Source organism: Nocardia sp. NPDC051052 (assembly GCF_044456045.1).
In the GTDB taxonomy this organism is placed as follows: Bacteria; Actinomycetota; Actinomycetes; order Mycobacteriales; family Mycobacteriaceae; genus Nocardia.
In genome coordinates this window covers 149,145-167,560 of sequence record NZ_JBITFL010000005.1, presented here as the reverse complement: position 1 = coordinate 167,560, position 18,416 = coordinate 149,145, and the positions used below count along the sequence as shown (strand labels likewise).

16 protein-coding genes and 1 tRNA gene are annotated in these 18,416 nt (G+C 67.0%); 9 read left to right on the top strand and 8 right to left on the bottom strand.

Annotated features, from left to right (window positions below):
* Positions 1 to 26 precede the first annotated feature (26 nt).
* The 3 genes from ACIBCN_RS18305 to ACIBCN_RS18295 form a co-directional block, all read right to left on the bottom strand.
* Positions 27 to 818 carry a PIG-L deacetylase family protein gene (locus tag ACIBCN_RS18305; RefSeq protein WP_396992740.1) on the bottom strand — a complete coding sequence of 264 codons (792 nt, stop codon included), beginning with the start codon at positions 816 to 818 and terminating at the stop codon, positions 27 to 29.
* A gap of 54 nt (positions 819 to 872) precedes the next feature.
* Positions 873 to 2,198, bottom strand: a complete 1,326-nt coding sequence (locus ACIBCN_RS18300) for a cryptochrome/photolyase family protein (RefSeq protein ID WP_396992739.1) — start codon at positions 2,196 to 2,198, stop codon at positions 873 to 875.
* Between the two features lie 124 nt (positions 2,199 to 2,322).
* Complete coding sequence (locus ACIBCN_RS18295; RefSeq protein ID WP_396993306.1) at positions 2,323 to 2,859, bottom strand: lipocalin family protein; 537 nt, start codon at positions 2,857 to 2,859, stop codon at positions 2,323 to 2,325.
* Between the two features lie 361 nt (positions 2,860 to 3,220).
* Between ACIBCN_RS18295 and ACIBCN_RS18290 the strand changes: the two genes are divergently transcribed.
* Both ACIBCN_RS18290 and ACIBCN_RS18285 read left to right on the top strand, forming a co-directional pair.
* Positions 3,221 to 4,066 (top strand): MerR family transcriptional regulator, encoded by an 846-nt coding sequence (locus tag ACIBCN_RS18290; protein ID WP_396992738.1) that lies wholly within the window; start codon positions 3,221 to 3,223, stop codon positions 4,064 to 4,066.
* A 410-nt stretch (positions 4,067 to 4,476) separates the two neighbouring features.
* On the top strand, positions 4,477 to 5,733 hold the full coding sequence (locus ACIBCN_RS18285) for a class I SAM-dependent methyltransferase (protein WP_396992737.1): 1,257 nt from the start codon (positions 4,477 to 4,479) through the stop codon (positions 5,731 to 5,733).
* 9 nt (positions 5,734 to 5,742) lie between these two features.
* Here ACIBCN_RS18285 and ACIBCN_RS18280 read toward each other — a convergent pair whose 3' ends face one another.
* Positions 5,743 to 7,086: a TIGR01777 family oxidoreductase gene (locus tag ACIBCN_RS18280; protein ID WP_396992736.1), complete on the bottom strand. Its 1,344-nt coding sequence runs from the start codon at positions 7,084 to 7,086 to the stop codon at positions 5,743 to 5,745.
* A 176-nt stretch (positions 7,087 to 7,262) separates the two neighbouring features.
* Between ACIBCN_RS18280 and ACIBCN_RS18275 the strand changes: the two genes are divergently transcribed.
* The 3 genes from ACIBCN_RS18275 to ACIBCN_RS18265 all read left to right on the top strand — a co-directional run bounded on the left by ACIBCN_RS18275 (position 7,263) and on the right by ACIBCN_RS18265 (position 9,447).
* Positions 7,263 to 8,069, top strand: a complete 807-nt coding sequence (locus ACIBCN_RS18275) for a nuclear transport factor 2 family protein (RefSeq protein WP_396992735.1) — start codon at positions 7,263 to 7,265, stop codon at positions 8,067 to 8,069.
* A gap of 197 nt (positions 8,070 to 8,266) precedes the next feature.
* Positions 8,267 to 8,740, top strand: coding sequence for a LuxR C-terminal-related transcriptional regulator (locus tag ACIBCN_RS18270; protein WP_396992734.1), 474 nt, complete (start codon positions 8,267 to 8,269; stop codon positions 8,738 to 8,740).
* A 104-nt stretch (positions 8,741 to 8,844) separates the two neighbouring features.
* A complete protein-coding gene (locus tag ACIBCN_RS18265; protein ID WP_396992733.1) occupies positions 8,845 to 9,447 on the top strand; it encodes a hypothetical protein in 603 nt (200 codons plus the stop codon).
* Here the strand turns inward: ACIBCN_RS18265 and ACIBCN_RS18260 are convergent.
* On the bottom strand, positions 9,401 to 10,207 hold the full coding sequence (locus tag ACIBCN_RS18260) for a VOC family protein (RefSeq protein WP_396992732.1): 807 nt from the start codon (positions 10,205 to 10,207) through the stop codon (positions 9,401 to 9,403). The genes ACIBCN_RS18265 and ACIBCN_RS18260 overlap by 47 nt on opposite strands.
* Before the next feature lie 204 nt (positions 10,208 to 10,411).
* On the opposite strand from ACIBCN_RS18260, the gene ACIBCN_RS18255 reads away from it, so the two are divergent.
* Positions 10,412 to 11,674 (top strand): MFS transporter, encoded by a 1,263-nt coding sequence (locus tag ACIBCN_RS18255; RefSeq protein WP_396992731.1) that lies wholly within the window; start codon positions 10,412 to 10,414, stop codon positions 11,672 to 11,674.
* 3 nt (positions 11,675 to 11,677) lie between these two features.
* Here ACIBCN_RS18255 and ACIBCN_RS18250 read toward each other — a convergent pair whose 3' ends face one another.
* The gene (locus ACIBCN_RS18250; RefSeq protein WP_396992730.1) at positions 11,678 to 12,304 is read right to left on the bottom strand and encodes an NAD(P)-dependent oxidoreductase; all 627 of its coding nucleotides are present in this window, start codon (positions 12,302 to 12,304) and stop codon (positions 11,678 to 11,680) included.
* 103 nt (positions 12,305 to 12,407) lie between these two features.
* Between ACIBCN_RS18250 and ACIBCN_RS18245 the strand changes: the two genes are divergently transcribed.
* Both ACIBCN_RS18245 and ACIBCN_RS18240 read left to right on the top strand, forming a co-directional pair.
* A complete protein-coding gene (locus tag ACIBCN_RS18245; protein ID WP_396992729.1) occupies positions 12,408 to 13,076 on the top strand; it encodes a TetR/AcrR family transcriptional regulator in 669 nt (222 codons plus the stop codon).
* A gap of 84 nt (positions 13,077 to 13,160) precedes the next feature.
* On the top strand, positions 13,161 to 13,607 hold the full coding sequence (locus ACIBCN_RS18240) for a GNAT family N-acetyltransferase (protein WP_396992728.1): 447 nt from the start codon (positions 13,161 to 13,163) through the stop codon (positions 13,605 to 13,607).
* Between the two features lie 50 nt (positions 13,608 to 13,657).
* Here the strand turns inward: ACIBCN_RS18240 and ACIBCN_RS18235 are convergent.
* Positions 13,658 to 13,731: transfer RNA gene (locus ACIBCN_RS18235), tRNA-Met, on the bottom strand.
* Positions 13,732 to 14,255: 524 nt separating this feature from the next.
* Here ACIBCN_RS18235 and ACIBCN_RS18230 point away from each other — a divergent pair.
* A complete protein-coding gene (locus ACIBCN_RS18230) occupies positions 14,256 to 14,816 on the top strand; it encodes a transglycosylase family protein (RefSeq protein ID WP_396992727.1) in 561 nt (186 codons plus the stop codon).
* 358 nt (positions 14,817 to 15,174) lie between these two features.
* Here ACIBCN_RS18230 and ACIBCN_RS18225 read toward each other — a convergent pair whose 3' ends face one another.
* Positions 15,175 to 18,174: a UPF0182 family protein gene (locus ACIBCN_RS18225; RefSeq protein ID WP_396992726.1), complete on the bottom strand. Its 3,000-nt coding sequence runs from the start codon at positions 18,172 to 18,174 to the stop codon at positions 15,175 to 15,177.
* Positions 18,175 to 18,416 lie beyond the last annotated feature (242 nt).

The window sequence follows — 18,416 nt, the reverse complement described above, 5'->3', positions numbered from 1 at the left end:
CGACACCGGTTGGCAGCCAACGAAAGTCAGCGTCGGGCAGGTTTGAAGATGTCGTCGAGCGGGCTATCCCCCGGCACCGCGCCCTCTTCGATATACCACTCCCAGTGCATGACCCGGCCGAGGATCGGCGTCGGTAGTCGCAGTATGACTTTGGCGATCGTGGCGAAGCTGCCCGATCCCTCGATGATCGAACGGTGCGCGGCGACAGCCTTTTTGCGCTGCGCCGCGTAGTCGCTCACATCGATGCGATGGGTGATCTCGGAACCCGCGCTGTACAGCGATCCGAGGAGCGAGGGGCCGATCCGGCCTCGCAGTGATCGAAGGAAACGCACTATGCGCGCGACATTTTCGCGAGGCGCGGTGGCGTCGAGCACCCGTGGCACACCGGCCAACTCGGCGGCCCGGGTACCGACCTCGTGCACCCGTACGTGGTCACGATGCCCATAGCCGCCGTTGCGGTCGTAGCTCAGCAGGATCTCGGCGTTCTCCTCGCGCAGGATCGCGGCGAGCCGCTCGGCGGCCTCGTCCACCTCGGCCCGCAGAAAGCGCACGCGATCCGGCGGATCCGCGAACAGCACGGCGCCGTGGCCGCTGTCGGCGTAGCCGAGATGCACCACCCTGGCGACGCCGAGCGCGGCCGCGCTAGCCGCCAATTCGTTCAGCCGCAAAGCTTTTCGCCCATCGAGCGCGGCCATGTGCCCGTCGGTGGCCACGACGATCACCGTCCGGTGCCCCGCCGCGGCCGCGGCGGCCAATGTGCCGCCCGTCAGCAGAGTTTCGTCATCCGGGTGCGCATGAAAGGCCACGATGGTTGCCATCGAACCATTCTGGCATCGCGCCGTCGGCTCGACCATACGGGCAATATCGGTGCGCTACATACCGACACATTCGATGATCGGCGCGGGGTACACCGCCGGATCGACGTTTTCACGCCACGGCGTGTGCACCGCGGCACCGGAGATATGTGCCAGCTCGGGCAGCCAGCGACGGACGTAATCGCCGTCCTGGTCGTAGCGTTTGGCTTGGCGCAGCGGGTTGAGCACCCGATTCGGCCTGGTGTCGGTACCGGTGCCCGCCACCCACTGCCAGTTGAGTTGATTATTCGCCAGATCGGCGTCGACCAGCCAGTGCAGGAAGTGTTCGGCCCCGACGCGCCAGTCCACGCGCAGCGACTTGGCCAGGAAGCTGGCGGCAATCAGCCTGGCGCGACCCGGCATCCAGCCTTCGGCCCGCAACTGCCGCATCGCCGCGTCGATGATCGGGTAGCCGGTGCGGCCGTCCTGCCAGGCCGCCACGGCTTGGGGATCGGCGCGCCAACTGATCGAACGGGGCCGGTAATCCGACCATGCGGCGTCCGGGCGGGCGGCGAGCAGTTGGTGATGGAAGTCGCGCCACGCCAGCTGCCTGGCGAAAGCATGACCGCCGGGCGTCGACATGTCGACCCGATGCACCAGATCGACCGGCGATACACAGCCGAAGTGCAGATACGCCGACAGGTGTGAGGTGGCGTCGGCGGCGAGGTCGTCACTGCTGTCCTCGTACCCCTCGATCGGCCCGGACAGCCAGTCCCGCAGCAGCTTTCGCCCCGTCGTCTCGCCACCGACCGCGAGCTGTGGCGAGCTCGGGCCCGCGCAGAGTTCCCCGGCATCCGGCAGCGGATCGCTCGCCACCGGCGGCATGGTCAGCTCGCGTGGCTTTCCGAACGGCTTGCGCTGATGCGTCTCGGCCCATCGCCGGAAATACGGAGTGAAGATCGCGAAATGGTCTCGCCCGGTGGACGGAACGAGCTCCGCGGGATCGGCGGCGGTGATCGACGAAGTATGCGTGTGCAGCAGGCATCCGCGCTGCCCCAGTCGTTCCCGCAGCGCCTGTTCGCGTCGCTGCGAGTACCGGCTCACATCGGCGGCGATGTGCACGCTGTCGGCGTGTACGTCCGCGGCTACCCGCGCCACCTCCGCGACCACATCACCGCGCCGTACCACCAGTCGACCACCGATCGCCTGTAGCTCGGCGTCCAGCTCGCCTAAGGCGGCGGCCAGAAAGCGTGCGCGATTCGGCGCGGCGAAACGGCCCGCCGAGATGGCGTCGTCGATGACGAAAAGCGGTACCACCGCGGCACCTTCGCGATGCGCCGCGGTGAGTACGGGGTTGTCGTGCACCCGCAGATCACGGGTGAACAAGGCGATGGTGACGGTCATCTACTCCTCTTCGCTGGGTGAAGTGACAACGACCCGGCATCCATGAGGGTGGCGCCACGGTGGCGTGAGGCGGCTCAAAGCCCGGCACCGTCGACGCGACCCTCGCAGGCGCCGGGAGCGCTTGTCAGAGCGTGCAGAGCGGAACGATTTTCGCCAGACCACCCGTCGCCGGCGAGGTCAGGTATACGCACGGATCTTGGCCTGCCGCAACGATTCCCGCACGCACCTGCGCCCACGCGGCCGCGTCCAGCATGGGCGCGCGGGCGAGTACGAAGCCGGAGGTGCGGCCGGGATCGGTGACGACCGCCCACGAATAGTCCTGGTCGAGCGCCGTCACGATGTAGTTGGTCGGCCCGTCGAGCTGTTCCTGAGTGGGCACGCCGGGAAAGCTGACGTGCAGTTGCGCGCCGGTCATCAGGTCATTGACCGTGGCGGTGCCCGCGATTTCGTTGTTCATGTTGGACCAGGTGGTGCAGGTATTGCGGACCGCGACGTTGCCCTGCGCGTCGAGCGCGTAATTCGCCTGCGTATCGCGCGCGCAGACGAGGTTGAAGTACTGCGGCACCGCCGCGAGCTGATTCCAGGTGCCCAGGTACCGGTTCAGATCGAGCGACGGCACCGGCGATGGCGCGGCGACGGGGGCTGCTTGCGCGCTCCCCATCGCCGAGATCGCGACGGCCGATGCGGCCATGGCAACGAACAGGCGAACGGGATAACGCTTCGTTCGAGATGTCACGCGAACTCCTCGGAAAACGACGACACTGGCCATGGTAGCTCATAACGATGCATGATTGATTCAAAGTCCTGATTCAAGGAGGAACCCGTGACCTCGCCCTGGCTGCCACGGATCGCAGGCGGAATCGACCGTCGCGGTCGCGGCTGCCCGGGGTCCGTGGTGCGGTGCGACTGCGACCGGCACCGCGCAGGGCTGACCGCCGTGCCACCGGCACCGGATAGCCCGCGCGACGCGCGGCCGCCAGGGCATGGCGAATCGGGCGAACCGGAAGAGGCAGAATAGGACAATGTCCGCCGGTTCCGCTTCCGCTTCCGACGCGGCCGGATATACGGTCCGCGCGGTTGCCGAGCGCCTCGGCATCCCCACGGCGACGCTGCGAAGCTGGAATCGCCGCTACAGCATCGGGCCGCCACAGCATCGACCCGGCAAGCATCGGCTCTACACCGAAACCGACATCGCGCTGCTCGGGCAGATGCTCACGCTGATCCAGGACGGCGCGAGCCCGGCGGGCGCGGCGGCGGCGGTGCGCGGACCGGTACCGCGCCTCGGCGACCGATTCCCGTTACTCGCCGCGGCATTCACGCTCGAGACGCGCGCGGTGTCCAGCTATCTGGAGGCGCATTTCCGCACGTTCGGGGTGGTGGCCACGTGGGATCAGCTGTGCCGCCCCGCCTTCGCCGACATCGTCGCGCGTCAGGGCGCCGGCGAGGGGTGCATCGATGTGGAGCACCTGCTGTCATGGTGCATCACCTCGGTACTGCATCGCACCAATCCGCCGCCGGATGTGCCCACGCCACATCCCGTGGTGCTGGCCTGCACCAGCGGAGAAACGCACGCACTTCCGCTCGAGGTGCTGCGCGCGGGACTCGCCGAGCGCGACGTCAGCGCGTACATGCTCGGCGCGGATGTGCCGACCAGCGCGTTGACCGACAGCCTCGCGCGACACGATCAGCCCGCCGCGGTAATGCTGTGGTCGCAGCAGGAATCGACCGCCTTGACCTCGGCGGTGCGGTTCTGCCTGGACGCGGGGTCACGGGTGCTCGTCGGGGGGCCCGGCTGGGATTCGGTGATCCTGCCCGACGCCGCGGAACGTGTCGCGAGCCTGGCCGAAGCCATCGATTATCTGAGCTGACGCGAGCCGGATCGCGCGCCACATGGTGCATCGTTTTGCGGCCGTTACCATAAAACGATGCGTAATCGAGGCAATACGTCGACGGTGTGATGAAGCGGGACAGCATCTCACCCGACTGCGGTAGCAATCGTTCGGCCACCGCCAGCCGATTTTCGCCGCCTCGACGACCGGACGTTGCCATTCGGCCACCGTGCGTACCATCCTGCGCGCGACAGTGGCGGTACCCCTTGCCCCACTTGTGGTCTCGGCGCTTATTCGCAGGCACGGCGTGCGGCTCTGAGCGCGCGGCCCGCCTCTCGTCCGCCGACCGGCCAAGCACTTCGAGGAGTATTCGCAGTGAACGAGCGTCAGCGAGTGAACCGAAGGCACCGCGTACGTACGACGGAGCCGAACGTCAGTGCGGCGCGGTCGTGAGTATCCACCCGCACGTCACAGCGCCGCCCGCGTCGTATTGGCCCGACGTCGATCGGGTGCCGACCGGTACCGGCGCCAGGATCGCCGCGGCCGTGGCGGACCGGCTGTTCCGGCGCGCGGTGCGCACGCTCCCGATCCGGGTCGAGTACCCGGACGGGGCGGTCCTCGGTGCGGGCGCGGCCGACGCGCCACGGCTGATCCTGCACCGCCCGGCTGACTTCACCGCCAGGCTCGGGGTCGGCGGGCTGATCGGCTTCGGCGAGTCGTATATGGCGGGCGACTGGTCGGCACCCGATCCGGCCGCGACGCTCACCGTGTTCGCCGCGCACATCGGCACGCTCGTCCCCGCACCGATACGTGCGCTCCGCCGCCTCTATGTATCGAGGCACCCCGCCGCCGAACGCAACAGCGAATCGAACAGCCGAAGCAATATCGCCAGGCATTACGACCTGTCGAACAATCTGTTCGAGCTGTTCCTGGACGAGACACTGACCTATTCGAGTGCGTTGTTCCCGGCCACCGCGCCCCCGCCGCGCTGGGCCGACCTCGCTGCCGCCCAGCAGGCCAAGATTGATCGGATACTCGATCGCGCCGGCGTCGGACCAGGCACCAGGCTGCTCGAAATCGGCACCGGCTGGGGCGAATTGGCGCTGCGCGCGGCCGCCCGCGGCGCGACGGTGCGATCGGTGACACTGTCCACCGAGCAGCGCGCGCTCGCGCTGGATCGCATCGCCGCCGCGGGCCTGTCCGAGCGCGTCACCATCGACCTGCTCGACTATCGTCGGGTGACCGGCGAATTCGACGCGGTGGTGTCGGTGGAGATGATCGAGGCGGTCGGCTACGAATACCTGGAGACGTTTTTCGAGACCATCGACCGGGTGCTGGCACCGGACGGGCGCGCGGTGATCCAGGCGATCACCATGCCGCACCACCGCATGCTCGCCACCCGCTCCACCTATACCTGGGTGCAGAAATACATCTTCCCCGGCGGCTTCCTGCCGTCGACCCGGTTGCTCGCCGATGTGGCCGGGCGGCGCACCGAACTCGTTGTCCGCGAACAACTGTCGATGGGTGAGCATTACGCGCACACGCTGCGGCTGTGGCAGCAACGGTTCAACGCCCGCGCCGACCGCGTCGCGGAGCTGGGCTTCGATCCGATCTTCCGGCGGATGTGGCGGCTATATCTGGCGCACGCCGAAGCCGGGTTTCGCTGCGGCTACCTCGATGTGCACCAGATCCTGCTCACCCGCTGATCCGGCGGTTCAGCGACGGGCGCGACCGAGCAGATGGCGCAGCGCCGAGGCGAGATCCGGTGTGCGGAACCGATGCCCGGCCTTGTCCAGCACGGCGGGCACCACCCGTTGACTGGCGGCGGCGAGCTCGCGCGCACCCTGTTCGCCGAGTAGCAGCGCCGGGCCGAACTCGGGCACCGGAACCAGTGCGGGCCTGCGCAGCACGCCGGCCAGGATGTGGGTGTACTCGCTGTTGCGAACAGGCTGCGGGGCAACGGCATTCACCGGACCGGACAGAGTGGTGTCCCACAGCGCGCGGTGGTAGATGTCCACCAGATCGTCGATGCCGATCCAGGACAGCCACTGCTCGCCGTCGCCGATCCGGCCGCCGAGCCCGGTCGCGAACAGCGGCCGCAGCAGACGCAGGGTGCCGCCGCGCGGCGATTGCACGATGCCGGTACGCACCTTGACGACTCTGACCCCGCGGGCCGCGTCGGCCGCCGCCTCCCACGCGTCGACCACGTCGGCGAGGAAACCGTCACCGCGCGAAGCGTTCTCGGGCAGCCGTTCGTCGCCACGGTCGTAGCCGTAGTAGCCGACGGCGGACGCGCTGACGAAGGTCGGCACGCCCGCGCGGGCGGCCAGCGCGGCGAGCCGCTCGGTCGGTCCGATCCGGCTGTCCAGCACGGCCTGCTTGTGTTCGTCGGTAAATCGGCCCGCGATCGAGGCGCCCGCCAGATGCACCACCGCGTCTACCCCGTCGAGCAGATCGGATGCGGGATCGTCCGGGTTCCACTGCCTTTCACCGGTTTTCGGCGAATGCCGGACCAGGCGGAGCACGGTGTGGCCGCCGGTCGTCAGGAACGCGATGAGCGCCGAGCCGACCAGACCCGAGGCCCCGGTCACCGCGATTGTCTTGGCCGCGAAGCCCGCTCGCTCCGCGTCCGAGTGCGCGGCCAGATCGTCTGCCAGCTGCCGATAGCGGTAGTCGAACATCGGGCGCAGGACGAACGCGGGCACCGGGGACTCGACCCGATCCAGCACCCTGGTGTGCGCCTCGTCGAGCATCTCGAAATCGTGCGTGTGCCGCCACCGCAGCAGCAGGCCCGCGGGCAGCGAACCGAGACCGTCGACGGCGATCCGGTCGACGAATCGGTGCGGCGGGTCGTAGCGGGTGGGATCGTGCTGAGCCACCCAGCGCAGCCCGCCCGGCAGCCCGAGTACGGCCTTGCCGTCGGCCAGCGAACCGGCCTCGGCGAGCACCGAGGCCGGTTGCCACGGCGGCGCCAGCCGCGCGAACGCGCCTGGTCGGGCGTACCAGTCGAAAACCTCGGACCGGGGTGCCGCGACGACGCTCGAACACTCGATGCCCATCCCTCGACTCTAGCGAGACGCCAGGACAATGCAACGTTCATGCATCGTTATTGCGAGACTCGTCCATCACACCGGAGAGTTGCTTCATCGCCGATGCGTCCGCCCCGGCCACACTGGTCCAACTGGAACTTGTTCTACCATGGGGTCGAGTCATCGTCGACATCGGAGGATTTGTCATGCCGCTGGAACCCTCGGCCGCGGAGCTGTTGGCGGCCGTCCAGGCGTCACCACGCGCGGTCGCCGCGCACGACAAATCCGCGTGGGTCGACCTCTTCACTACCGACGCCGAGGTGAACGACCCAGTCGGCTCCCGCCCGCACGTCGGCCGGGCCGCCATCGAAAGCTTCTACGACACCTTTATCGGCCCGAACGACATCGCCTTTCGCGTCGAGCGCGACATCGTGGCGCCGCCGACGGTGGTGCGCGATCTGACCATCGAGACCACCATGTCGACCGGCGCCAGGGTCTCGGTCCCGATGCACCTGCGCTATCAGCTCACCGAGGAGGACGGCGACTGGAAGATCGCGCAGCTGGCCGCGCACTGGGAGCTCGGCCCGATGATCGTGCAGCTCTTGCGAACCGGGCCGAGCGGGCTAGGTGCCGCGATGCGGCTCGGGCCGCAGCTGATCAGCAATCTGGGGGTCGAGGGCGCGCTCGGCATGATGCGGGCGCTCGGCGGGGTCGGCCGGACAGGCAGGCGGGTGACATCCCGGTTGTTCGCCGCGGCGGGCAGCACGGATATCGTGCGCGTCCGCGGACTGCTCGGGCACTATGCCGTGATCGAATTGCCCGCAGGCACCCCGATTTCGGTGGAGGAGTTCACCAACCGGGCGCGAAACATGCGCTGGGGCAAGCTGATCGCGGCCGGTCGCACGGTGACGGCGTCGGTGCGTTTCGGGGATACCCGCGGGGTCGCGTTCGTCGAATTCGCCGCCGGCTCGCCGAGCATCGCCAGCCTGCGCTTCTTTCTGGACAACGCCTGAAACCGACTGGCGGATAGGTGAATCCGGGCGATGCAAGGCACCGCCCGGTCACGCTCAGGTGAGTTGGACCGTTCTGGCTCCTGCGGCACCTGCGCTACCGAGACCTGCTCGGCCCAGCCGGGCGGGCCGAAGACGTAGCCGAGGCGGCCGCGCCAGGTGGTGGCACAGCGCACGTCGCGGACCAGTCCGGCCAGCTCGTGGTAGTTGACCTCCAGTGGGTTGTCGGTGCCGATGTTCTTGGTGAGGCGGGCGGCACCCATGTCTTGGTGCTCACCACCTACGACAGCGATGCCAACCTCTATCGCGCGCTGCAGGCCGAGGCGAGCGGTTTCCTGTTGAAGAGCCTGCCGCCGGAAGAGCTCGTGGCCGCCATCCGCATCGCGGCACGTGGCGATGCCCTGATCGATCCGTCGATGACGCGCCGGCTGGCAACGCGCTTCGCGACCACCCTCGCTCCACCCCACACCCCGGCCGAGGTCGATCAGCTCACCGCCCGCGAGCTGGAAGTGCTGCTCCTGCTCGGCGTCGGTGCGGAAACGGTGAAGACACATGTCTCCCGCGTACTCGCCAAACTCGGTGTGCGCGACCGCATCCATGCGGTCGTCTACGCCCACGAGCACGGTCTTGTCGCAGGCACCCCGCCCGGATACCGCCGATCGGCAGGGCGGTGACCAGCACAGATGCGACACGGCGCGCCACCTGAGGTCTTCGCGAATCCGGCAGCGGCGACGTACGGTGAATCCGACTGCCCGGTCTTCTTCGAGGATGGAGCACTATGCGTAGGGATCGCCCCCGAGTCGTTGTCCTGGTCCTCGCGTGTTCGGCGCTGCTCCTTTCCGGAGTCGGTGTCGCGGGCGCCGAGGACGTCGGCGGCCAGGCGCCCGGCGCGCGTTCGGTCGAGCAGCCCACGCACCAGGCCCTGATCCACCAGGCTCGACAGCGCGCGGCGAGTGCTCGCGATCGCGCCGAATCCGCGGGCCGCGCCGCCACCCCGAGCACGAAGACCGATCGCAAGGCGAAGGCAGGCAGCCCGCGCGACACCATCCACACCGGGATCGACAGCGCGACGAAAGCCGCCGATGCCGCCTCGTCGGCCGCCACCGCCGCCCAAGCCGCCGCCGACGCGGCGCACGCCGCCTTGTCCGCCGTCCTCGCCACCGAGGACGCCACCAACAGCTTCCTCGGCGCGTTCGAAGCCGATCGGGCCGCGCGAGCCGCCGACAAAGCCGCCGCCGCTCCCGAGAACGTGGAACTGGCCAACGCCGCGGCGGCCGCGGAGAACAGGGCCGTCAAGGCGACGACTCGACAGACCGAGGTGGCCGTTCCCCCGATTACGCCCCTGCCTGCGGCTCACTCACCGTCGTCGCGGGGTCGATGACGCCGAACGCCTCGCCTTGCGGACCCTGTAGCACGCCCATCCGGCCGAACGCGCTGTCGTGCACGCCCATCAGCACCGTCGCGCCCAGCTCGGTGGCCTTCGCGACGGCCGCGTCGGTGTTGTCGACCTGGAACCAGCTCAACCAGAACGACGGGGAATCGCCCGGCGTCTTGCTCGCGTCGTTGACGCCGCCGACCGGGCCGCTGTCCTGCGTCAGGCCGAAGGTGGAGTAGACGAAATCCTGGCCGTCCCCGATTTCGGTGTAGTGCCAACCGAATACGGCCGCGTAGAACTCCTGCGCCTGCTTGTACTGATCGGTGTGCAGTTCGTTCCAGCAGTACGCGCCGTCCTCGTTGTAGACGCCCGCCCCGGTATGCGCCTTGGCTTCCCACACGCCGAAGATCGCGCCGACCGGATCGGCGGCGACGAACATCCGGCCGACATCGAGCACATCGAACGGTGGCATCATCACCGAACCACCTGCCGCCGTGACCTTTTCGGCGATCTCGTCGGCGTCGTCGGCGGCGAAGTAGGTGGTCCACACCGACGGCATGACCATGCCTTCGGGCTTGCGCCCGATCCCCGCGGCGGGCCTGCCGTGGCGTAGCGCCATCAGATAACCGCCCGCGTCCGGCGGGCCGTCCATGATCTCCCAGCCGAACAACTCCCCGTAGAACTCGCGGGCCCGCGTGGTGTCGTCGACCTGACTGTCGACCCAGCACGGTGTCCCTTGCAGCCAGCTTCCGTCATGAGTAGGCATATCCGTGGCCTCCTGACCTCGGTGTACTTCAAGTGCGGCCGGACGCGGCCGGCACGCGGCAAGTCAACCACCGCGGCACTGCCGGGTAGGGGGAAATCGCGGTTCCGGACGGGCACGTTCCGACAACGGCGGAGCAAGCTTCGCGAAGCGGACACACCACGCTCATTTGTTGCTGGAAGGGGGGTTGATCAGGAGTATGGCGGGATGATCACAACATCCGACGTCGGGCGGGAACCGCTACGGCTGGACGAGCTTCCGGTTCGTCCCATTCATCGCAAGTTGGTCGCGCTGGTCGGTGCCGGACTGTTCTTCGATCTGTACGAGCTGTTCCTCGCGGGAACCATCACCGGGGTGCTGAAGCAGGAGATGCACCTGTCCACGTTTCAGCTCAGCGGGATCTTGGCGTCGGCGTTCGCCGGGCAGTTCCTCGGCGCGCTGGTGATCGGGCGGCTGTCGGATGTGTTCGGCAGGCGGCGGATGTTCATGATCAACATCGCGTTGTATTCCGGGTTCACGCTGCTCGGCGCGTTCAGCCCGAACATCATTTTCCTGATGGCCACCCGATTCCTGGCCGGGCTCGGCATCGGTGCCGAGATGACGGTGTCCGATACCTATCTGTCGGAAGTGGTTCCGCCGCAGGTGCGGGGGCGGATGATCGCGATGGCGTACACGATCGGGTTCTGCGCGGTGCCGACCGTCGGATTTCTTGCCAAGTGGCTGGTTCCGTTGCAGCCCTTCGGGATCGACGGCTGGCGCTGGCTGTTCGTCATCGGCGGGCTCGGTGCCGCGGTGGTGGTCTTCGCCCGGCGGGACATGCCGGAGTCGCCGCATTGGCTTGCGCGGCAAGCGAAGAAGACCGAAACCACGCCGTTCAGCGCGATCGTCCGGCCGCCGTACCGCGGCAAGACGACGCTGTTCTCCGCCGTGATGATCCTGCAGGTGTTCGGCTACTACGGGTTCGGCACCCTCGCGGTACTCGTGCTGGACCGCAAGGGATTCGAGGTGGTGACCTCGTTGAGCTACTTGGCCATCACCTATCTCGGCTATCCGCTGGGGTCGCTGCTGGCGATCCCGTTGATGGAGCGGGTCGAGCGCAAGTATCTCGTGATGGCGACCGCGACGTTGATGGCGCTGTTCGGCTTGATCTTCGGCTTCGCCACCAGTGTGCCGCTGATCCTGTTGTCGGGCGGCCTGTTCACCGTGGCCAGCAACGTGTTCTCCGACGCGATTCACGCCTACCTCCCGGAGTCGTTCCCCACCGCGGTGCGCGGCACCGCATCGGGCGCGACCTATTCGCTGTCGAAGGTCAGCACCGCGCTGCTGCCGTTCCTGCTGCTGCCGCTGCTCGATCGCGCAAACGGGCCCGGGCTGGTGTTCTCGGTGATCACCGTCGCGTTGCTCGCCATGGTCGCCCTCGTCGGCGTGTGGGGGCCGATCACCGGCCGGCGCGCGCTGGATGAGGTGTGAATGTTATTGCGCGAGGGTGGGCGCGGCATGTGACCAGCGGTGGTCGTCGAGCTCGCCGACGATGAAGCGGGCCAGGTCGGCTACCGGTACTTTCCAACCGCCACTTGGCGTTTCGCCGTCCTGGACGCGGTAGCTGCCGGTCGGCGGGTCATCGGTCAGGCGGGCGGGCCGGACGAAGGTCCAGTCCACGGCGGATTCGCTGATGATGGATTCCATCAGGCGCATGTCGCCGTAGAGCTCGTTCATCAGGGTTCGCGCGACGAGCCGGTACCACAGCGCGTGATTCGGATCGTCCCGGCGAACGCCGCTGGAGGTGATGGCGATCAGGCGGTGCACTCCGGTGGATCGCATCGCCGAGACCATGGCGCGGGCGCCGTCGGAATACAGGCCGTCGGCGTGTCGGCCCGCGGGACCGATCGCACTCACCACCGCGTCGTGGCCCGCGACCGCGGCACGCACGCTGTCCGGGTCGCGGACGTCGGCACGCGCCACGGTGAACCGTTCCTGATCGACCGATGACAGCTTTGCCGGAGTGCGCACCGCGGCGGTGACATCGTGACCGGCGTTCAGCGCCTCCGCCACGATGACTCGGCCCGTCCGCCCGGCTGCTCCGAACACGATTACCTTCATGGCCTCTCCTTGGACTCGATGGGCGATCACCGATCGTAACGATCACTGATCGTTCAGAACGATGGTCGCTCCGAGCACTGTTTGTCAAGATAGGATTCGGCATATGCCCGGCAGCCCCCGCCCCAATCCCCGTACCAGCCCCGCGAAGGCGCCGCTGAGCCTCGACGCGATCGTGGCGGCGGCCCTCGACCTGATCGACGAGTTGGGCTGTGACGCGGTGAGCATGCGGCGGGTGGCCCAGGCGCTCGATACGGGGTCCGCGTCGCTCTATGTCTATGTGAGCGATCGTCGTGAGCTGATGCTGTCGACGCACGACCTCGCCGTGGCGGCCGTCGAGCTGCCGACCGATGGGGACGGCGATTGGCGTGCTCGGCTGGAACTGCTCGTCGACCGGATCGTCGCCACGCTCGCGACCCACCGCGACCTCGCCGCCGTCGGCTTCACCGAGGCACCGACCGGCCCGCACATGCTGCGGCTCATCGAGGAGATGCTGCGCCTGCTCCGGCTCGGCGGGATCCAGGATGCCGCCAGTGCCTGGGCAGTCGACCTGCTCGGCCAGTACATCGCCTCCGCCGCCCTGGAAGCCGCCGCACGGACCGGCACCGAGCCCGTGGACGCCACCGCGGCTCGTCTCGACGCGGTCTACCAAGCACTGCCCGCCGAGAGCTACCCCACGATCCGGGCAGTCGCTCCACTGCTCACCAGCGGGGGCAGTGCCAGGGCGGCATGGAAGCTGCGCGTCATCATCGACGGACTACTCGCCCAGTCCTAAGGGTTGCCGGGTGCGGTGGTCTGCCGGAGTTGCGGCGAAGTGGCCCTCGGCTCGGGACCAGGAGCGCCGCTAACGTCGCTAGCTATGACCGAGATTCGCGAAATCAGCGCAGATCAGACCAAGTTGGGCGCGGCGGCGCTGCTCGAGCTGCGCCCCCGATGGGGCACGGTCGACGCGCTCGTCGACTTCGTCGACACCGACCTGCGCCCGCGCGGCTACCGCCTCGTCGGGGTGTTCACCGAGGCCGACGACTCGGCGGTCTCGGTGCTTGGCTTCCGCGAGGCATGGCACAGCGCGTGGGGCCATCACCTGTACGTAGACGACCTGATCACCATGCCCGCGGCGCGCGGTCATGGGCACGCCGACCTCCTCATGACCTGGGCCAAACAGGAAGCACTGCGCCTGAACTGCGAAGCCGTCCATCTCGACTCGGGAGTCGGCCCCGACCGCGCCCCCGCCCACCGCCTCTATATGCGCCACCACCTGGCGATCACCGCCCACCACTTCACGGTGTCGGCCGACAACCACTGACGGCACAGAAAAACGGCCCGGAACTGTGTGTTCCGGGCCGTTCTTCGTTGTAGCGGGGACAGGATTTGAACCTGCGACCTCTGGGTTATGAGCCCAGCGAGCTACCGAGCTGCTCCACCCCGCGTCGGTAAACACAACATTACACACGGGTTCACGCTGACGCCAAATCGGCTGGTTAGACGCGCATTTGCTCCACGTGGAGGCAGGTTCCAGGGGCGGGAGAGCGGGGTCACACGGACCTCTCGGCGACGGGCCGCGCGCGACGGACGGTCGGTCGATGCGAATGGGTCTATCACCGGGCGCGGCAACCGGTTAAACGTGATCCGGGCCACAATATCGTAGTGATCTCGAACACATAACGTTGCTATAACAGACCGTCCAGAATGCGTGTCGGCGGCATTACTCACCTGCGCAAAGGGCCATATTCGGGTTATTCGCATCATGGAATGCGAGTGTTATCAAGACGTGATCTGCCGAGATTTCTTCGTTACCGTGCGTTCACGGCCCGGATCATCCGTGAAGGGCTCGAACTCGAACCGTTCGAATACCGGCGACCCTGCCCCGCGGTTCGAGGATCCCCGACAACCTGGGGGCAGGGACCGGCGACTGTTTCGCCGAGTTGGTAGGCGCAGGGAGGGAAATGCACTTATGACTGAGAACCGGAAGTTCAACGCCCGCGCCCTCGGCTTTGCCGCTGTTACCGGCGCCCTTGTTGCCGTCCCGTTCGCACTCTCCTCCGCGACCGCATCGGCCGCGCCTGCCCATAACTGGGACGGCGTCGCGCAGTGCGAAAGCGGCGGCAACTGGGGCATCGCCACCGGCAACGGCTTTTACGGCGGCCTGCAGTTCTCGCAGAGCACCTGGGCCGCCAACGGTGGCCACGGCTCCGCCAACAACGCAAGCAAGGACGAGCAGATCCGCGTCGCGGAGAACGTGCTCGCCAGCCAGGGCCAAGGCGCCTGGCCGGTGTGCGGCCAGTACCTGCGGCCGGGCACCTCCGAGCCGGAGCCCCAGGCGGTTCAGGAGCCGGAGCAGGCCCCCGAGCCCGCCGCACCCGCCCTTCCCGCCGTCCCCGGCGGCCCCAAGGCCCTGGTCGAGCAGGCCAAGTCCGTCGGCAGCGACCTGGCCAAGCAGCACGGCCTCGAAGCCCAGTATCAGCAGATCCTGGAGCAGAACGGCTCGCTCATCGAGTCGATCGCAGGCCGCTGAGCTTCGACTGACACCGGATCGGTGCCGCTGTCCCGTGGACGGGACAGCGGCGCCGATCCGTTCGCGCACTCCCTTGTAATCGCCGCAGGATTTGTCTTGACATAAGAAATGGCGGCGGCCGATCAGCGGCGGGAGTCCGACCGCTACGACGCCACCGACATGAGCTGGTGCAATTACGACCGATGTCCAACAAGTGGTACCGAGCGTCGGCAATCATGAATTTGTTTGCTACCAGAGTTCCGAAACCCACGTTGACAACTACGTCGGTGAATAGCATTCGGAACCGGAACTTTCTTTACCGTAACGAAATACGCCGCCATCAGTGATGGCGGCGTATTTCGTTCCGTTGCTGACGGTGCTAGCGCCCCGCGTCCTGGTACGCCTTTACTGCCGCGTCCAGTTCATCGAGTGCTCGACCGAAATCCTGGAAGTTGCCGGTGCGCATAGCATTACGTACCGCGTCGATCTTCGTATTCAGCACTGCGGCCGCAGCATCCTTGGCCGCGGCGGAACCGGCCGGCGGCGGGGTGCCCGCCGGCGGCGGGGTACCGGTGTTCGGCGGCGGGGTGCCCTGCTCCGGTGGCGGCGGCGGGGTGCTGCCCGGTCGAGGCCGAATGCCCGAGTCGCCGCCGAAAGGTGTTGCCAGCGCCCCACTTCCGGGCAGCACCTGGTTCAGCGCTTCGGCCAGGGTGGAGGCATAACCCACCTTCACACTGCCCGCCTCGTCCCGATAACTCACCAGGACCCGCAGCAGCTGCGGGAAGGTCGCGGTGTTAGCTCCGGTATTACGTTCGTTGTAGAACGGCTCAACATAGAGAATGCCGCCGTCGGCGATCGGCAAGGTCAGCAGATTGCCGTATTTGATCTTGTTCGAGTTGGACAGCAGCGTCTTCTCCCGAGAGACCTCCGGCGCCGTCGTCATCCGGTTCTGCGTCTGCTGCGGGCCGAGCGTCTGCGTATCGGTCGGCAACCGCAGGATGGTGAACTTGCCGTAGTCGTCCGGATCCGACCGCACCGAGATATACGCCGACAGGAACTGCCGGTTGTAGCCGACCATCGCGCTGGTCAGATTGAAGACCGGCTTGTTCCCGCCCTTCGGGTCACCGAGCAGCACGTAATAGGGCGGCTGGTTGGCCGGGGCCCCACCGTCGATCGTCGGGTCGGTCGCCACCGACCAGAACGCGTTGTTGGTGAAGAACTCGCGCGGATCATCGACGTGGTACTTCGTCAGCATCTCGCGCTGCACCTTGAACAGATCTTCCGGATAACGGAAGTGCGCGCGCAGCTCCGGGGTGATCGCGCTCTCCGGCTCGACCGCGCCGGGGAACACGCCACGCCAGGCCTTCAGCACCGGATCCTTCGAGTCCACCTCGTACAGCTTCACGGTGCCGTCGTAGGCGTCGACGGTGGCCTTCACCGAGTTACGGATGTAGCTGACCTCCTTACGCGGAAGCAGCCTGCCGGTCTTCTTGTCGATACTGTCCTCGACACCGTCCAGCGAGGTCTTCTGCGCGTACGGGTAGTCGTCCAGCGTGGTGTAGGCGTCCACGATCCACTGGATCCGCCCGTTGACGACCGCCGGGTAGGCGTTGCCGTCGGTGGTCAGCCATGGCGCCACCTTCTGCACCCGATCCCGCGGATCGCGATTGAAGATGATCTTGGAGTCGTTGCCGATAGCCGAGGAGAACAGAATGTTGCGCTCGGCGTACTTGGCGGCGAAGGCAAACCGGTTGAACCAGTTGCCGATCGGCACGCCGCCCTTGCCGCCATAGGTGAATTGCGCGGTGTCGGAATCGTATTCGCGGGGCCGCTCGGCCGCCTTCGCGCCGACGATCGCGTAGTCCGGGCTGGCCTGCGAGATCACCTCGCCGAAGTAGATGCGCGGCTGATCGACCTTGATCCGCTGCTTGTCCGGCGGCGTGAACAGGTCGCTGACCATGAAGATCGGGTAGCCGCTGTCGCTGCTGCCGCCAGTCGCGTTCGGGTCGTCGCTTTGCGGCTTGTTGACCCGGTTCGCGGGCGCGGCGACGAAACCGTTGCCGTGGGTGTAGACGGTGTGCTGGTTGATCCAGTCCTTCTGGTTGCCGCTCAACGCCGCGGGCGACAACTCGCGGGCCGCCACGATGTAGTCCTGTACATCGCCGTCGATGTTGTAGCGGTCGATGTCCAGCGACTCCGGGAAGCCGTAGAAATTCTTCAGCTGGCGCAGCTGAGTGAAGGTGGGCGACAAGATATTCGGATCGAGCAACCGGGCATTGCCGATGGTCGCGGCGTCGACCGGAACCTGCAGCGGGCTCTTGTTGCTCTCGCCCTTGTAATCCTGATACGTGATCTTGTCGTCGGTGATACCGAACGCCTGCCTGGTCGCGGCGATATTGCGTTGGATGTATTCGCTCTCCTTGTCCGCCGCGTTCGGACGCACCGAGAACTGCTCGACCACCAGCGGCCACACCGCGCCGACCAAGATCGAAGACAACACCAGCAGCGCGGCCGCCATGGCGGGCACCCGCAGATCGCGCAGCACGATGCCGGCGAAGAAGGCGAGCGCGCAGATCACCGCGATCGACAACAGAATCAGCTTGGCCGGCAGCACCGCGTTGATATCGGTGAAGGAACCACCGGTGAAGGTGGGCTCCTTACGGCTGCTCATCAACAGCTCATAGCGATCGAACCAGTACGCGATCGCCTTGAGCAGCACGAAAAGACCCGCGAGCACAGCCAATTGGATGCGCGCGGCGCGGGTCAACGTGCCCTCGCGACCGCTCAGCCGCAAACCGCCGAAAACGTAATGCGTCACCAAGCTGGCGAAGAACGCGATGACCACCGCGACGAACAACCAGTTCAGAATCATCCGATAGAACGGCAGCTCGAACGCGTAGAAACTGACGTCGAGATGGAACTGCGGGTCCTGCTGGCCGAACGAGCTGCTGTTCAAGAACAAATTGACGGTGACCCAATTCGACTGCGCCACCAGGCCGGACAGCAGGCCGAGCAGCACCGGGATGCCGACACCGAACAACCGCAGCCTGCTCATCACGGTGGTGCGATAGCGCGCGATCGGATCGTTCGGTCCGGCCACCGGCACAAACACCGGCCGGGATCGATAGGCGAGCAACAACGCCAGCCACACGACCACGCCGACAAAGATCGCGACAGCGAGGAACAACAAGATCCGCGTCCGCAACACCGTGAGATACACGTTGCGGAAACCGACCTCGCCGAACCACAACCAATTCGTATAGGTGTCGGTCAGTCGCGGACCGAGCAGCAGCAACGCCGCAAGGGCAATAGCCGCCAGCAGCAGTACGCGGCTGCGTCGGGAAAGCGAAGGTAATCCGGTGGGGGGCCGCATGCCCACGGTGCCACTCTCCAAGGTCCGGCGGCACTCGCGCCGACAAGTCCGGCCGAGATGCCGCAGTCCGATGTTGCGGGTGGTCCTTTCGGACCGTTCGGCCCCACTCTACGGCTGTATTTATTGGCCGCGCGGGCGCGGCGTGTTCGTGGCCCCCGGTGTCTCGCGTCCGAGCGGTCGAGACTCGCGCCTGCGGCGCATGCGCTTCGACCACTCGGACGCGAGACGGGCCACGAACGGTCGCTCGT

Excerpts from the sequence above, each read along its gene's own strand:
- ACIBCN_RS18295 (WP_396993306.1), bottom strand. The coding sequence starts at position 2,859 with ATGGGGAGCGCGCAAGCAGCCCCCGTCGCCGCGCCATCGCCGGTGCCG.
- ACIBCN_RS18245 (WP_396992729.1), top strand. The coding sequence starts at position 12,408 with ATGCCCGGCAGCCCCCGCCCCAATCCCCGTACCAGCCCCGCGAAGGCG.
- ACIBCN_RS18265 (WP_396992733.1), top strand. The coding sequence starts at position 8,845 with ATGCGTAGGGATCGCCCCCGAGTCGTTGTCCTGGTCCTCGCGTGTTCG.
- ACIBCN_RS18305 (WP_396992740.1), bottom strand. The coding sequence starts at position 818 with ATGGCAACCATCGTGGCCTTTCATGCGCACCCGGATGACGAAACTCTG.
- ACIBCN_RS18260 (WP_396992732.1), bottom strand. The coding sequence starts at position 10,207 with ATGCCTACTCATGACGGAAGCTGGCTGCAAGGGACACCGTGCTGGGTC.
- ACIBCN_RS18240 (WP_396992728.1), top strand. The coding sequence starts at position 13,161 with ATGACCGAGATTCGCGAAATCAGCGCAGATCAGACCAAGTTGGGCGCG.
- ACIBCN_RS18275 (WP_396992735.1), top strand. The coding sequence starts at position 7,263 with ATGCCGCTGGAACCCTCGGCCGCGGAGCTGTTGGCGGCCGTCCAGGCG.
- ACIBCN_RS18290 (WP_396992738.1), top strand. The coding sequence starts at position 3,221 with ATGTCCGCCGGTTCCGCTTCCGCTTCCGACGCGGCCGGATATACGGTC.
- ACIBCN_RS18230 (WP_396992727.1), top strand. The coding sequence starts at position 14,256 with ATGACTGAGAACCGGAAGTTCAACGCCCGCGCCCTCGGCTTTGCCGCT.
- ACIBCN_RS18250 (WP_396992730.1), bottom strand. The coding sequence starts at position 12,304 with ATGAAGGTAATCGTGTTCGGAGCAGCCGGGCGGACGGGCCGAGTCATC.
- ACIBCN_RS18300 (WP_396992739.1), bottom strand. The coding sequence starts at position 2,198 with ATGACCGTCACCATCGCCTTGTTCACCCGTGATCTGCGGGTGCACGAC.
- ACIBCN_RS18255 (WP_396992731.1), top strand. The coding sequence starts at position 10,412 with ATGATCACAACATCCGACGTCGGGCGGGAACCGCTACGGCTGGACGAG.
- ACIBCN_RS18280 (WP_396992736.1), bottom strand. The coding sequence starts at position 7,086 with ATGGGCATCGAGTGTTCGAGCGTCGTCGCGGCACCCCGGTCCGAGGTT.